This window comes from Bradyrhizobium sp. RDI18, from assembly GCF_043203335.1.
Taxonomy (GTDB): Bacteria; Pseudomonadota; Alphaproteobacteria; order Rhizobiales; family Xanthobacteraceae; genus Bradyrhizobium; species Bradyrhizobium retamae.
In genome coordinates, this window is sequence record NZ_JBICRN010000007.1 from 1 (window position 1) to 15029 (window position 15029).

The 15029-nt window shown below is 58.5% G+C and carries 9 protein-coding genes and 2 pseudogenes; 6 read left to right on the forward strand and 5 right to left on the reverse strand.

The window, feature by feature from the left end:
• Positions 1-153 precede the first annotated feature (153 nt).
• Positions 154-1906 (forward strand): annotated as a pseudogene (locus ACFXS9_RS08295) (relaxase/mobilization nuclease domain-containing protein).
• A 341-nt stretch (positions 1907-2247) separates the two neighbouring features.
• On the opposite strand, the gene ACFXS9_RS08300 reads toward ACFXS9_RS08295, so the two are convergent.
• Positions 2248-2580 (reverse strand): hypothetical protein, encoded by a 333-nt coding sequence (locus tag ACFXS9_RS08300; protein ID WP_392687485.1) that lies wholly within the window; start codon positions 2578-2580, stop codon positions 2248-2250.
• 265 nt (positions 2581-2845) lie between these two features.
• On the opposite strand from ACFXS9_RS08300, the gene ACFXS9_RS08305 reads away from it, so the two are divergent.
• From ACFXS9_RS08305 to ACFXS9_RS08320, 4 genes are all read left to right on the forward strand, one after another.
• The gene (locus tag ACFXS9_RS08305) at positions 2846-4156 is read left to right on the forward strand and encodes a nitrate/nitrite transporter (RefSeq protein WP_392687367.1); all 1311 of its coding nucleotides are present in this window, start codon (positions 2846-2848) and stop codon (positions 4154-4156) included.
• 403 nt (positions 4157-4559) lie between these two features.
• On the forward strand, positions 4560-4766 hold the full coding sequence (locus ACFXS9_RS08310; protein WP_392687370.1) for a hypothetical protein: 207 nt from the start codon (positions 4560-4562) through the stop codon (positions 4764-4766).
• Between the two features lie 574 nt (positions 4767-5340).
• A complete protein-coding gene (locus ACFXS9_RS08315; RefSeq protein ID WP_392687373.1) occupies positions 5341-6717 on the forward strand; it encodes an FAD-binding oxidoreductase in 1377 nt (458 codons plus the stop codon).
• Positions 6718-7776: 1059 nt separating this feature from the next.
• Entirely contained in the window at positions 7777-8589 is an 813-nt protein-coding gene (locus ACFXS9_RS08320; protein WP_392687376.1) for a nickel-binding protein, read from the forward strand.
• A gap of 1077 nt (positions 8590-9666) precedes the next feature.
• On the opposite strand, the gene ACFXS9_RS08325 is transcribed toward ACFXS9_RS08320, so the two are convergent.
• Entirely contained in the window at positions 9667-10317 is a 651-nt protein-coding gene (locus ACFXS9_RS08325) for a hypothetical protein (protein WP_392687379.1), read from the reverse strand.
• 863 nt (positions 10318-11180) lie between these two features.
• On the opposite strand from ACFXS9_RS08325, the gene ACFXS9_RS08330 reads away from it, so the two are divergent.
• Entirely contained in the window at positions 11181-12965 is a 1785-nt protein-coding gene (locus ACFXS9_RS08330; RefSeq protein WP_392687382.1) for a PHA/PHB synthase family protein, read from the forward strand.
• 12 nt (positions 12966-12977) lie between these two features.
• Here ACFXS9_RS08330 and ACFXS9_RS08335 read toward each other — a convergent pair.
• The 3 genes and pseudogenes from ACFXS9_RS08335 to ACFXS9_RS08345 all read right to left on the reverse strand — a co-directional run.
• Positions 12978-13115 (reverse strand): annotated as a pseudogene (locus tag ACFXS9_RS08335) (LuxR C-terminal-related transcriptional regulator); the annotation flags it as partial.
• Positions 13054-13758 carry a DNA-binding response regulator gene (locus ACFXS9_RS08340; RefSeq protein WP_392687385.1) on the reverse strand — a complete coding sequence of 235 codons (705 nt, stop codon included), beginning with the start codon at positions 13756-13758 and terminating at the stop codon, positions 13054-13056. The gene ACFXS9_RS08340 and the pseudogene ACFXS9_RS08335, both read right to left, overlap by 62 nt.
• 158 nt (positions 13759-13916) lie before the next feature.
• Entirely contained in the window at positions 13917-14300 is a 384-nt protein-coding gene (locus ACFXS9_RS08345; RefSeq protein WP_392687388.1) for a hypothetical protein, read from the reverse strand.
• Between the last annotated feature and the right edge of the window lie 729 nt (positions 14301-15029).

Genomic DNA, 15029 nt, shown 5'->3' on the forward strand with positions numbered 1-15029 from the left:
GAAAAGCGCCGCCTTCGGCCGGGCGCATGTGGTTGGTGGAGATGAGGTTTTAAGAGGCAGCGAGAATGATCAAGCCGTCGCTCCATTCCAAATCGTCAAGGAAATCAGCGCAGCGAGAGCCGTCGGCCAAGGCGAGTTTGTGGTGAAACCATCATGAGCCAGCGCGACAATGACCTTCGTGTTCGCCCTGGCCGCATTCGCGACAGCGGACGTAGTTCCTCGCGTCCGAAGAGCTTTGTCGGCCAGGTCATGCGAGCGGCCAAGAAGGCCGGGCATGTCGGCGACGGTTTTGGGCGCGGTAAAGGTGGAGCGAGCCGGTCGCACTTCGACGAGGCCGGCGTGCCGCGCTATCCTTGTCACTCCGCTCGACCTCGCGGCGCGTGGTAATGAAGGCGCGCGTGGTCCGTCACCACGGCACGCGCTTTCGCTCGGCACCGCTGACCAAGCACATCACCTATTTGAAGCGCGAGGGCGTGACGCGTGACGGTACGGACGCCCGGATGTTCGATGCGACGTCGGATGCGGCGGAAGAGCGCGCCTTTGCTGAACGATGTGAGGACGACCGCCATCATTTTCGATTTATCATTTCTCCGGAGGATGCCGCCGAGCTCGGCGACCTCCGCACCTTTACCCGCGAGCTGATGACTGACGTCGCGCGGGATCTCGGAACCAAACTGGACTGGATTGCGGTCGACCACTGGAACACCGACAATCCACATATTCATGTCCTGATCCGCGGCCGCGCGGAGGACAGCCAGGATCTGGTCATCAGTCGGGATTACATCAGCCGCGGGTTTCGGGATCGCGCGGCCGAGCGCGTCACGCTCGAGCTCGGCCGCGCAGCGAGCGAGACATCCAGTCCGCCCTGGAACGGGAGGTTACGGCCGAACGCTGGACCAGCCTCGATCGGGCGCTGCGTGTCGCCGCCGACGAGGGCGCCGGCGTGGCGGACCTTCGGCCAAATGCGTCAGGCGAAGACTTAAGCCTCCGCCGCCTGATGGTCGGCCGGGCAGCCAGGTTGGAGCGTCTCGGTCTTGCCGATCAAGTTGCACCCGGCTGCTGGACGCTGAAGCCTGGTATCGAGGACAAGCTGCGTGACCTCTCGATTCGCGGCGATGTCATCAAGACCATGCATCGGGCGATGAGCGTTCGTGGCCGCGAGCCGGATGTCTCCGGCTTTACCTTGCACGGCGAGGTACCGACAGATCCGGTGCTCGGCCGGCTGGTCGAGCGCGGACTGCATGACGAACTGAAAGGCTCGGCCTATGCAATCGTCGAGGGAATCGATGGACGAACGCATCACGTCAGGTTCACCGATATCGAAATGACCGGCGATGCCGCGCCCGGCGCGATCGTGGAGGCACGGTCTTACGACGATGCGCAGGGCCGTAAACGTCTCTCGCTCGCCACCCGATCGGATCTCAGTATTGAGGCCCAGGTCACGGCGCCGGGAGCGACCTGGATTGACCGGCAATTACTCGCGCGGGATTCGATCTTCGCGAGCGGTGGTTTTGGATCCGAAGTGCGCGAAGCCATGGACCGTCGGGTTGACTATCTCGCAGGCGAGGGCCTTGCGCGGCGGCAGGGAGCCAGGGTCATCTTTGCCCGCGATCTCCTCAACACGCTAAGGCGGCGGGAGCTCGATGCTACGGTTGCAAGACTCTCGGCCGAGACGGCGTTACCGCATACTCCTTCGTCGGAGGGTGAACGCATCGTGGGCGTCTATCGTCAGCGCGTAACGCTGGCGTCAGGCCGGTTTGCCATGATTGACGACGGACTTGGATTCCAGCTCGTCCCCTGGCGGCCAGCATTGGAGCAGCATCTCGATCGACAGGTATTCGGGGTCGCGGCACGCGGAGGCGGGGTGACCTGGAGCTTTGGAAGGAAAATTGGCCTGGGAATCTGATTGGTGGGCTGCCCAGCACTTCCGCGCCAGCGGACGAGGCGCTTGATGTGAAATCGGTTGAACGCAATCGCACTTCGCGCTGCCGGTCAGATACCATGCAATCTCGATCGGCTTTTGTACGACAATCTATCCGAACACACGATGGTTGCGATTGAGCGGTTGCTCAGGGTCGCGAGGAACCCTTTGATGGCCAACGTTCAGCGCGTCGGGTCTGCTTCAGGGCCGCACTGCTGGAAGCAACGTTAGAAGGTCCAACGATGAAGCCCAGAATTGGCGTCTACCTCTCGGAGCAAATGGCCGCGCGGCTAGCGGCAGCTGCCAAGCGTCCCGGCGCCACCAAATCAGCGCTCGTTGAGGCCGCCCTCGCTCAGTTCCTCGGTTCGGATGATGAAACCAACAACATCCCGGTAGACCGTCGCCTTTCCCTTATGAGCCGCCAACTTGAAGAGCTCGATCGCGGTCTTAGAATCGTTAATGAGACTGTGGCCCTTCAGGCGCGCTTCCATCTCGCCGTAACGCCAGTGCTTCCCGCAGCGGACCAACGTGCTGCCTGCGTACTTGGGTCCGAGCGTTTCGACGAATTTGCCGCGCAGGTCGGGCGACGCGTTCGGTTGGGAACATCGCTCATGCAGGAGACGATGGATCGGCTCAGCACACCGAAACGCGAGGCTCATTCGCGTGGCCCGTGCGAGGGAACGTCGGAAAAGTGCTTCTCAACCCATGAGCCAGATTTCCGCGCATCAAACACGGTTGGCATCGAATTAGAGCACTCCAGTGCCGTCCGGGAGGGCGGCAGCCTGTTTAACTTTCCAGGGAAGGCAGGATTGCCTCTGCACTAGGCCTGTTGCAAGGCAGACAGCTGCTCACCAAGGATCGGTCGAACAGCAACTACGGTCTCGACCGCCCAGCCATGCGACTCGACGCCGACTTGCCGGCGACTTGACAGAAAGCTGGCGCCTGATTCTGCGGGTGTTCCTGCCGTTCGTTGCCGCTTACTATCTCTCATTTCTGTTCCGGACTATCAACGCGACGGTCGCCGGCTCCTTGACTGCGGAATTTGGCCTCGGCGCCGGCGATCTAGGTCTACTTACGTCTGTGTACTACCTGACCTTCGCGGCTGCTCAGATTCCGATCGGCATCCTGTTGGACCGATATGGTCCGGGCTTGATCCAGGGTACCGTGATGGTTGCCGCGGCTGTGGGTGCAGCGCTATTTGCCGTCTCGGACAATTTTTGGCTGCTCCTCGGCGGCCGAGCACTGATCGGCCTTGGTGTGGCCGCATCATTGACGGCCGGCTTGAAGGCCCTCGTGCTCTGGTTTCCCTGCGAACGTATCCCACTGCTCAACGGCCTGATGATTATGCTGGGAGCCCTGGGCGCGCTGACGGCAACTTTGCCTGCGGAATTTCTGCTGGTCTCGATGGGCTGGCGAGCATTATTTGAGCTGCTCGCGATCGTCTCGGCCGGATGCGCTCTTGTCATCTACCTTGCTGTCCCAGAGGTACCGGCAGTTATGTCGGTGGGGGGCAGACCAACCCCCATTAGTCTAAAGACGGTTTATGCCGATCCACACTTCTGGCGCCTGGCTCCACTTTCGGCCACCTGCATCGGGACGGCATGGGCGTTGCAGGGACTGTGGGCGGCGCCATGGCTCAGCGATGTTGAGGGCCTCGACCGGTCGGGACTACTCTGGCATTTGCTCATCATGGCTATCGCATTGAGTTTGGGCGGGCTTCTGTGGGGCATTGCGGTCGATCGGGCGCGCCGACGTGGGATTGGACCGCGGCCGCTGTTGGGTCTTGTCGCCGTGATGTTCATCGCGGCTCAGTTGGCATTGATCCTGCGATGGCCGCTCCCCTCGTATGTCCCGTGGATCGTCGTGGCGGCAGTCGGTGCTGGAACTGTCCTCAGTTACGCGATCCTGGCCGAGTATTTCCCCAAGGAGCTGGCGGGCAGGGCCAATGCAGCGCTGAACGTCTTCCACATCGGCGGCGCGTTTGTCGTGCAATATATGACGGGGTTATTGGTTCAGCTTTGGACTCCCACAAATGGGCACTATCCTGAGATAGCTTACCAGACTGCGTTTGCTTTCAACATCGGCCTCCAGATCGTAGCTGGAGTTTGGTTTGTGCTAACTTGGATTCTGACGCGACGAGGCGAGCGGCATGAACTTGATGCATTCTCCCTCAAGCCGCTGCACGCATTCGAACTTGGGGTAGGCGGCGTGCAGGATCGCGAGAGCACGCGATAAGAGAACGGTGCCGCCGAAAGTCTGAGCCGCATAAACGTAGCGGTTGCCTTTGTATGACGTGCCAGGAACGATGGGAATGCTAGAACCAATGCGCTTAAGACATGACGGGGCATCCTGAGCAGGTCCGTTCTTAAGGCCAAAGCAGATTCCGCCTATTTGGCCGTCGATGCCGCCTTCTGGCACTTCTCGGACCTGCCCGACCTCGCCGATGATGTCCGGTCATTGTGATAGAGAGGACATGATCTGGGACACTTAGCCCTCTGGCAGCCCCGCCAGACGCATGACCTGATAGGATCGCCCGCGGCTATGCCGAAGATGTTGGCTGACTGTGAAGTACTTACATCCGTGTGTTCTTGGCCCGGGCTAAGACGGCAAAGGCTTCTTACTTTGAAGGAGGCATCCGATGCTCGCGACAATCAAATGGAACTCCCGATACAGCGCTCGCGAATGGGTGATGATGGCTGGGGCGCTCGTCGTCCAACTCAGCGCGCTGAACGCAAAACGGCAGAAGGGTGAAAGCAAACCAAGGCGGCCACTTTGGAAACACTTCGACGACACCCATCATTGGGACTCAACCGCGGAGGAATGGGTCCCCAACCTTGATCGGTGATCGTGCAACGCATTGTGCGTCCCGCAGGCCGAATTTCGAGACTTCAAGATTCCTCTCGCTGGCGGGCCTGTCGAGCGGTGCGGTCGCGTACAAGTAGCTGGATCGGGATGTGAGTTCCTGCCGGCCGCTTAATAATAATCAAGCAATTGCTTTGGGCCGTTTGCCGACCGCTTCGGTAAACCATCTGGATGGCCGATCGTGGCACCTTTACGCGGGCCATGGGCTGATGTCCGTTGGCGGCGCTAAAGGGGACGTGCTGGGACGCCGTCGGGATCGACGCGAATGACCCTGACTGTGTGAAAGACCCACAGCGGACGTTTCATCACGTTTCAGGCATCAAAGGCTTTGCAGTGAAAATTCAGCTACAGAAGAGCCCATCTGTATTCTCAATAAAGGGCACATCAGAGCAATCGGTCAATGCTGCTGATTGATCTAAGAACTCGCGCGCCAGAAACTGATTGGTCGCAGCCTCAGCAAAAAGGGGGTGAAGGGTCAGCATGCCGATGGAACGCGCGCGTGAGCCCGACTCTTTCACCGCCCTCGAGGGGAGGGCCAGTCACCAGAGGAGCGCACCATGTCGTCGATCGCATCCGTTGACCGTGCCGCAGCCGAGCTCGCGGCCAACTTTGGGGGACAGCTCCAGAAACCTGCCGATGCCGGGTACGAGGAAGCCCGCAAGGTTCACAATGGCCTCGTCGACAAACGCCCCGCGTTGATAGTCAGATGTCGCGGCGTTGCCGACGTCGTTGACGCCGTCAACCTAACTCGCAGGCTTGGCTTGGAAGTGGCGGTTCGTGGCGGCGGCCACAACGTTGCGGGCCGCGCCACGATTGATGGCGGGGTGATGATCGACCTAAGCCCAATGAAGGGGATTCACGTTGACGCTAAGAGCCATCTGGCGCGCGCGCAAGCGGGCGTGACCTGGGCCGAATTCAATCGCGAGACGCAGCTGCATGGTTTAGCGGTCACGGGCGGGGTGGTCTCCAGCACGGGGATCGCAGGGCTCACGCTCGGTGGCGGGCTTGGCTGGCTTATGGGCAAGTATGGCCTTGCCCTCGACAATCTCAAGGCTGTCGACCTCGTGACAGCTGACGGCAAAATTCTCCGCGCTAGCCAGGAAGAAGAGCCCGACCTCTTTTGGGCTGTTCGTGGCGGGGGTGGAAACTTTGGCGTCGTGACCTCGTTCGAATATCAGCTGCATCCGGTGGGGCCAACCGTCACGGCCGGCCTCATCGTCCACGCGATTGATCGTGCGCGCGACCTGCTCGAGTTCTACCGCGACAAGACCCGATCGCTACCCGATGAGCACGCGCTGTTTGCAACCCTCGCGCATGCCCCGGATGGGTCTGGCACGGAAGTGGCGGCGCTGGTGACCTGTCATTGCGGTCCGCCTGCCGATGCCGAGAAGGCCGTGCGGCCGCTGAAGGAGTTCGGGTCGCCCGCGTTGGATGGAGTCGGTCCGATGCCCTACTGCCAGCTCAACAGCATGCTCGATGCCGGCTTTCCCAAGGGCGCCCTCAACTACTGGAAATCGAATTTCCTCACGGAGCTCAGTGACGCTGCAATCAGCGCGATGATCGACTGTTTCGCGCGCTGTCCCGCGCCCATGGGTCAATTGCTCCTCGAGCATATCCATGGTGCAGCGACTCGCGTCGGGGTCGGTGACACGGCGTTCCCACATCGCAGGGAAGGCTACAACTTCCTCGTGCTCGCGCAATGGATGCGGCCGGCCGACACGAGCCGCTGCGTCGCGTGGGCGCGAGAAACCTACGAACTGATGCAGCCCTTCTACGCCCCAGGCCGGTATGTGAACTATCTCGACGACGACGAGACAGCAGATGCTGTCGCCGCGGCGTATGGCGCCAACTACCGGCGGCTGCAGCGGATCAAGGAGAAGTACGATCCGAAAAACTTCTTCCGCATGAACCAGAACATTCGGCCCTTGGCCTAAGGGTGACCGGGTGCCGTCCATTGCCCTCGCGCTCGGGTTTACTAACGAGTGCAACCTCGCCCGCGCGGAGACGTCGAGAGCAACGTCGAGATGGCGGAGGTCATCGCTGCTCGCGTCAACGCCCTTCCAGGACACGACTTCGGTCCAATCTCGAATGACCGCTGTTGTGAAGGGTTTCGGATGCCGGCCGCTTGAAGGACGGCGCCGCGAGTTCGGCGGCCGGCGTCCGAAAGCCTCCAAAGGAGGAAACCGCGCTGGGGGGACGTAGGATGGTGCCGCGTGCGCGAGCTAAGTCGCGGCGCACCCGCAAACAACCTTCAGACGATCAGGAAGATCGCCCATGGGATTTAATGTTCCGTGGCATCCGTACTTTCAATGGCTTGGCCGTAGCAAAAATAACACACCACACAATCTAGACGTGAGTTCACCGATGTTTGGATCGCGGAGGCAAACTAATCTCTCGCGACCTGGAAAGCCCGGAGCTATGTGAGCCGAAACTGTTTCGAGCTGCTCGTCAAGAGCATCACCGCATTTGTAATTCTGCTTGCATCGAGATCTGGACTGGGTGCAATTAGCGCGACAGTGCGCACAATCGCGATCGAGAGTGCCCGGGGTTCGAGTTGGCTCTTGTGCAATGGTTGGTGCTCCGCCACGAACTCAAGAGTAGCACGTCTTCAATCATGGGATCATCGCGCGCAACGGGCAATTGCCCCGCTCGTCCGGATGCCTTGTCGCCTATTGCTTCGCCGTGGCGTCTGCCGCAGCGTCCTACCGCGCGAGCGGTTTAGTCCGTTGGCACCTTTGAGACATGCCGACCGACCCTGACGATGTCCGTTTCCAGGGGAAGACCGGAAGTAGTGGGCCGACGGCTAAAGTGACGCGATTGACCCCCAGCGGACATCAGGGCACAGGAATTACACCCGGCTCGGGCTTACTGCACTTCCAAAGCTTTACCAAGCTGTTACATTAAATGTCGCTTTAAATGTCGCTTTCGGCGAAACGCCATGCTTAGTGCAGATTTCAATCGAGTCCGTCAGAAGAAACGGTGGAGCAACACCAGTGCCAATTTTCCTCGACCGACACGATCTCTCGGGCCTGACAGCTTCCGATATCGCCGAGGCGCATCGAAAAGACCTGGAAGTGCAAGATCAATACGGAGTTCGTTTCTTGACGTATTGGTTTGATGAATCGCGCGGCACGGGCTTCTGTCTCATTGACGCACCGGATATCCAAACTGCGATGCGGGTTCATGACGAAGCTCACGGCGAGGTGGCGAAAGACGTGATCGAAGTGGACCTCTCAGCCGTCCAGGCATTTCTGGGGAGAGTGTCTGATCCGGAACCGAGCGGCGAGGCAAACAACGTCAGAATCGATTCGGCCCTGCGGGCCATTATGTTCACCGACATCGTTGGCTCTACCAGCATGACAGAGCGTCTTGGCGATGCTCGATCTGTAGAGATGGTTCGGGCACATGACGCGCTGGTTCGCCGCGCATTGAAGGACAAGGGTGGGCATGTGGTGAAGCACACTGGCGACGGCATCATGGCATCCTTCGCCGACGCGGCTGCCTCCGTGCAATGCGCCCGCTCCATCCAGAAAGCGTTTGAAGCCTTCAATCTGGCAAGCAAGGAGAAGCTTCAGGTGCGAATTGGTATTGACGTCGGAGAGCCGATTGCGGACAGCAACGACCTTTTTGGTGCGACGGTTCAACTGGCTGCTCGCTTGTGTCAGTTGGCCGAGCCCGATGCCATTCTTGTGTCAAGTGCCGTTCAGGATCGCATCCGGGATCGCTTGCATGTCACAAACATTGGTCCCTGCCATCTCAAAGGCTTCCTGCAGCCTGTTGACGTATACGGGATCGAATGGCGCTAACTGTCGCGACTCTGCCGACGACGTATCGATTGAGGCGACGATGTCCGCTGTTGTGAAGGGTTTCGGATGCCGGCCGCTTGAAGGACGGCGCCGCGAGTTCGGCGGCCGGCGTCCGAAAGCCTCCAAAGGAGGAAACCGCGCTGGGGGGACGTAGGATGGTGCCGCGTGCGCGAGCTAAGTCGCGGCGCACCCGCAAACAACCTTCAGACGATCAGGAAGATCGCCCATGGGGATTTAATGTTCCGTGGCATCCGTACTTTCAATGGCTTGGCCGTAGCAAAAATAACACACCACACAATCTAGACGTGAGTTCACCGATGTTTGGATCGCGGAGGCAAACTAATCTCTCGCGACCTGGAAAGCCCGGAGCTATGTGAGCCGAAACTGTTTCGAGCTGCTCGTCAAGAGCATCACCGCATTTGTAATTCTGCTTGCATCGAGATCCTGGACTGGGTGCAATTAGCGCGACAGTGCGCACAATCGCGATCGAGAGTGCCCGGGGTTCGAGTTGGCTCTTGTGCAATGGTTGGTGCTCCGCCACGAACTCAAGAGTAGCACGTCTTCAATCATGGGATCATCGCGCGCAATGGGCAATTGCCCCGCTCGTCCGGATGCCTTGTCGCCTATTGCTTCGCCGTGGCGTCTGCCGCAGCGTCCTACCGCGCGAGCGGTTTAGTCCTTTGGCACCAAACGGACATGGCTGGCCGTCCTGAGGATGTCCGCTCCTAGGGGGATAGTGTTGCAAAAGTCGAAAATCGAACGACACCGAAAATCGCGCAAAAGTTGATTTTCAGCCGACTCCGCCACGGCAATACTCCGTAGCGCCTTGCGAAGCGCCGGGGGTCGTTTTTGTGTGAAACGATGTGGTTCCCTCATATCGCCGCGCGCGAAACGCATCAGCGGCTCTTAAAATTTTCGTTCGTCACCCCAAAAGGACTTTTTCAACACTATCAGGGGTAAAGGAGACTTCGACTAATCGGCCGCCGATGTCGCCTTCTGACCCAGACTTCGGGCCGATCGCCGAACAAGCTGCAGTTTTGGACAAAGCCTATTTCGCCACTAGATGCTTAGTGGGCGTTATCGCGGTGGGGCGGTCGGGGAAATGGCGAAGGTCAGCAAAGTGTTCCAGCCATGGGCCCGGTTGGCCGTATCGAATTCGCCATAATTCCTGCTTGGGGTCGCCCGACATGTTACTGAAACGGTCAGCACGGCGAAGGAAGGTTTGTCGGGAGCGCTCGCGATGAATCCGGCCAAAGTGCTCGCGGTCGGAATTAGACCGCCATTCGACTGTCGCGCGAAAGCCGTCCCTTCGTAGTCACTCACGTTGACTGGGCTCAACTCGCCCCCAAACGACGGCGCCACCGCTTGAATAGCGCCGAATTGGCCAGTCCCTGCGGGCAGCGTGGCATCCCGAAGGATCGCCGCCCGGGTCACATCGGGTGCAACCTCGTTGAGCAACTCCAGCGATTTTCCACTCATACCATATTCGAAATCAATGAATCCTGTGATGTTGCTGCCGGGCCGCGGCCCGCTTTTCTGCCATTCCGCGCCGGACCAGTCGTAAAGGCGGTGCAGGATTCGCCGTTCCCCACCAGATGATGTTGGTTTCAGGATTGTAGCGTTTAGCTTTGCGCGACTGCTGAGAATAACAAGCCACCAACTGTTGGGACGCGGTCGTTCACGATCTGGCGCAAGCGCACAGAGTAGCGCGCTGTCAGCAATCGGCATCGACCCCGTCGGTCCGGTCCCCGTCGGCGGCCGCCGAGATTAACAAGTGCGACGCGGCCCCGCGGGATCGAAATAAATAAGCGACGGTTGTATGAGCGATCTAAAGGTCGCTTGGATCAAATGCCAATGGTGCAGCCATTTTTGAGGAGGACGAATGCAATCGGCGCTAAAATTGCAGTAGAGGCAAGCCTTTGCAGAACTTCGGCTCAGACCCTCGCCGCCCATTTAATTTTTATTTAATTTTTTATATTTTAAGTTTAATTCATACCTTTAATGTGGTATTTTAATGGCATTTAAAGGATCGGCTTCCAAGATTTTGACGAGCTCGTTTTGATGGCAGGAGGTGCCGGACGACAATCGATTTGCGCTCTGCGGGGTGAACCCTTTACTCGGAGAAAAACTATGGAGCAGAAAAGTTCTCATTCGACACGCATCCCAAAATCCGGCTCAATTAGCTTCGGCCGTTCGAAAGCAGATTGCTTGATTCGCAGCATCTCTGCATACGGTGCCGCCCTTGATATTGCTGGAGATGAAAAAGATTCCCGACGAATTCGCGCTGACTGTCATTCCGGACGGTGGCCCGCGTCGCTGTTCAGTCGTCTGGCGTAAAGAAAAACGTATCGCCGTCGCATTCTATTGATACGCCACCAACTCATGCGGATGCAGGTGGAAGATCTTAGGGCCATAAGCGCGCCGGGGGCTTTCTCGAACAGGAGCTGCGTGCACGGAAGACCGGTTTTAACATAACTAATCAACCCTACCTGCCGACCGTGCGTGTATCCAACCGCATCCGGTGAGATGTTAGTTTTCTTGGAAGTTACCCAAACGGCTCTGGTCAGGCCTGTCAACAGCAGGAGAGAGCTTTGGCCGACAAACGGATGCAGCCCACTTGGGATCCGACTGCCCTTGCGGTGCAACTGCGGAATATCGCGGAACAAAACCAGCTACTGATGCAGCGCTTCGCGTCTCATCAGCCGGGCGCGATCAATTTCGAAATGGGCGGCACGTCAACGCTCAAGTTCGATTTTTTCGAGCTCATGACCAGGATGATGACCGACCCGGTGGCAGTCGCCCGCGCCCAGATCGACCTATTCTACGACTCTCTAGGTATCTGGCAGAAAATGGCGGAACGCATGCTCATGCTGCGTGCACGCGAGGCCGATGCCCCGAAAGACAAACGCTTCAGGCATCCGGACTGGAGCGAGAATGCTATCTTCGACTTTGTGAAGGACAGTTATCTCGTTGCTGCCAAGTCGATTCTTTCTGCTATCCGCGAAGTCAAAGGCATGGACGAGGCCTCTGCTCGCAGGGTCGATTTCTACACGCGCCAGTTCGTTGATGCCTTGTCGCCTTCCAATTTCGTCACCACCAATCCGGAGGTCCTCACCGCAACCCTGGAATCCGGCGGACAGAACCTACTGCGTGGTTTGGAGAACCTTCTTGCCGATCTGGAGCGCGGCAATGGCCGGCTTGCGATTACAATGACCGACATGAAGGCTTTCCGCCTCGGCGAAAACATCGCAACGAGCCCAGGAAAAATCGTCTACCAGAACGAGCTCATGCAATTGATCCAGTATACACAGTCGACAAGAGAAGTCCGGAGGCGGCCACTGCTGATCGTCCCGCCATGGATCAACAAGTTCTATGTTCTCGATCTACAGCCGAAGAACTCCTTCATCAAATGGGCCGTCGATCAGGGACATACGGTGTTCGCCATCTCCTGGGTGAATCCCGATGAGAAGCTCGCTGAAAAGGGCTTTGAAAATTACATGCTCGAGGGACCTTTGGCGGCACTGGACGCGATCGAGTCCGCGACCGGTGAGCATAACGTCAACGCAATTGGCTATTGCCTCGGCGGAACCCTGCTCGCCTCGACGGCGGCATATTCGGCCGCGAAGGGCGACGACCGGATTGCAAGCGCCACCTACTTCGCGACGCTTGTCGATTTTACCGAAGTCGGGGATATGGCCGTCTTCATCGACGAAGGGCAGCTGGCGTCTCTCGAAAGACGAATGCGCGAGCGCGGCTATTTGGAAGCGCAGGATATGGCGGCGGCGTTCAATATGTTGCGCGCCAATGACCTGATCTGGTCCTTCGTCGTCAGCAATTACCTGCTCGGCAAGGAGCAAATTCCCGTTGATCTTTTGTTCTGGAATTCCGATTCGACGCGCATGCCAGCGGCGATGCATTCGTTTTATTTGCGTAGGATGTATCAGCAAAATCTCCTGGCAAAACCCGGCGGCATCACGTTGGCGGATGCGCCGATCGATCTATCGAAAATCAGGACTCCGACCTTCATTCTGGCTACGCGCGAAGACCACATTGCGCCGTGGAAATCGACCTATGCCGCGACACGCTTGTACTCCGGGCCGATCAAATTCGTTCTAAGCGATGCGGGCCATATGGCTGGCGTGATCAGCCCACCGGGCAGCAAATATGGACACTGGGCGAACGACAATTTGCCGCTCAGTCCCGACGAATGGTTCGCCGGCGCGACGTCTCATCAAGGGTCGTGGTGGCCGGTCTGGGACGAATGGGTAACGCAACTCGATTCGGGCCGCGTTCCTGCGCGTGAACCTGGCGGTGGCAAGCTCACGATTATCGAAGACGCGCCGGGCTCTTACGGGCGGGTGAGATGGGCAGCGTAGAAAACAAAGCCCTCAAGATAACCGCACTCGTGAGGGCGGCGCATGGCCGTTAGGTCGCCGGCTCCAACGAAGGACCGCCTCGGTGCGATTATGCGCGGAACATTTTCGCATGATACGCTGAAGATGCATTTTTATGGTGTTTTCCGAAAGGTTGAGCCTGACGGCAATCAACTTGTTGGGAAGGCCGAGCTTCAGCGCCTCGAGCACGTGGGTGTTCGCGTGGCGTAAGGTCGACCATCGTCCGCTCCGGCACAGGCTTGGTGGCGCCGTTGCCGTCGTGCATTCCGGATGGCTCGGGAACGTCGTCGTGTTCCGATATCGTCTTGAGGCTCGACGCCCCATTTTGCCCAACGATCGGTAAGGGTCGGTAGACCCCACCGGCAAGAACCAGGCGTAATCCGGCGATAGCAACTTCGACCGGGATCGATGTCGGAAAAAAGCCACGGACTCCCCGTTGCATCGCGGCCGAAGCCGTCGCCTCGTCGTCGCGATTTGACAACAGGGCAACCGCTGCGTTCGGACAGGATTTTGCGAGAAACGCGAGACTATCCTCAATCGAAGGGTCAGTGATCTCCTTGCCCCCGACATTTAACGCGATCAAGCGGATATCTCTGCCTGATAGCCAGTTCAGATCACTCGTCGTTGCCATTTCGACGATTTCAGATCCAGTGAGTTCTCTCTTGAGGATATTGAGGATGGAGGTACGCGCCAGCACATGTTGTGCGATGATCACGAGCACCGGCGAATTTTGTAGGCCCTGGGCTGGTTCTACAGGATGGGTAAAGTCGTCCATGATGTCCCCGAATTGAGAAGAATGCTGGGTTTCCACACCATTTCCATTTCCATTTCCAATTTCTATTTCTATGGAATAAAGCCTGCCTTACATGCACTGCAGCGAATTGCTGCTGATCGCTGCGTTGCTCTCGATTTTCGAGCGAGCCGGAGCGTGGCTCAGGGGACCTTCCGGTCGGTTGCAACGGATCCTGGCGGCGGTTCTGTCGTTCCAGGCTCGCTGCAAATATTGCGATACGCCGTGTCCGTCGCTGAACCAGCGGGTCCATAGACGACAAATCCGGCATCGTTCTTCACGAAATACAGAAACGGCCTATTTCCGGCTTCTTCGTCCGACGTAATTCTTGCTTTGACGCGGCCGCAAATGGTGTCGACGGGCTGTCCGACCATATTTTTTCGAATGGCTCGTTTCATCTCAATGAACTCGGCGGACGCCGGGTCCTTCAACTTCGCGGCAATCGTGGTCTTGGCCTTGACAATGACTGGGTCGGACGTCTCGGCAGGCCGACCTGATGCGGGAGCTTCGACTTTCGCTTCGATCACGGTGGACGTCGGCTTTTTTTCGGGGGCCCCGGCCTGTCGCGGACGGCGGCAGTCGACCGCTCTTCCGCCCTCGCCGCGATAGTGGACTTGACTTTTGTTGCCGCGGAATTGGCCTTGGACGACGCTGGCGCCGGTTCAATCGGCCGACTGGCCGCCATCTTGTTGAGACCGCCGAACCCGTTTGGGTCCGCGCATGCTTCCATGCTGGCTTGCGGCGATAAAGGGTTGCTACAGCCAACCAGGGTCGCAGCCAGAACACCAATGAGAAGCGTTCTCATGCTAATCCCTCATGAGGGGCCTGAGGGCCGCTCGCACTTCTTGCGGCGATCTAATAATGTTGCGCTGGTCGTCTATCATTTGCGCAAAACCATTAACTGCTTGCTAAACGCCCGGCCTTTCGCCGCGGCAAGCTTTGCATGGTTAATGTCGACGCAATTCCACCGTCCTCATCACGGCATTGCTGAACATCGTTGCGAAGCGTGCGCTCCGATCCCAAGAGACCGCTGGAGCGCCGGCGTCAATTCGTATGCCCCATGTCCGCCACTGTCAGGAACCGGCCCTGCCGGGGCGGCCTGGCGACGTCCGCTCTTGAGGGTACAACGGATGTGCGGTGCAAGCGGGGACACTTCCGAGTTTGACCCGAAGCGGACATATGGGGCGCTTGCAAGCGCGTACCTAGCTTATTTCAGCGACTTTGCGTTGTCGGCATGCGCTCGGGCGGCCATGTCA

Bases quoted from the DNA above. Each gene is read 5' to 3' on its own strand.
- ACFXS9_RS08300 (WP_392687485.1), bottom strand. From the start codon at position 2,580: ATGAGCCTCGCGTTTCGGTGTGCTGAGCCGATCCATCGTCTCCTGCAT.
- ACFXS9_RS08310 (WP_392687370.1), top strand. From the start codon at position 4,560: ATGCTCGCGACAATCAAATGGAACTCCCGATACAGCGCTCGCGAATGG.
- ACFXS9_RS08315 (WP_392687373.1), top strand. From the start codon at position 5,341: ATGTCGTCGATCGCATCCGTTGACCGTGCCGCAGCCGAGCTCGCGGCC.
- ACFXS9_RS08325 (WP_392687379.1), bottom strand. From the start codon at position 10,317: ATGCCGATTGCTGACAGCGCGCTACTCTGTGCGCTTGCGCCAGATCGT.
- ACFXS9_RS08340 (WP_392687385.1), bottom strand. From the start codon at position 13,758: ATGGACGACTTTACCCATCCTGTAGAACCAGCCCAGGGCCTACAAAAT.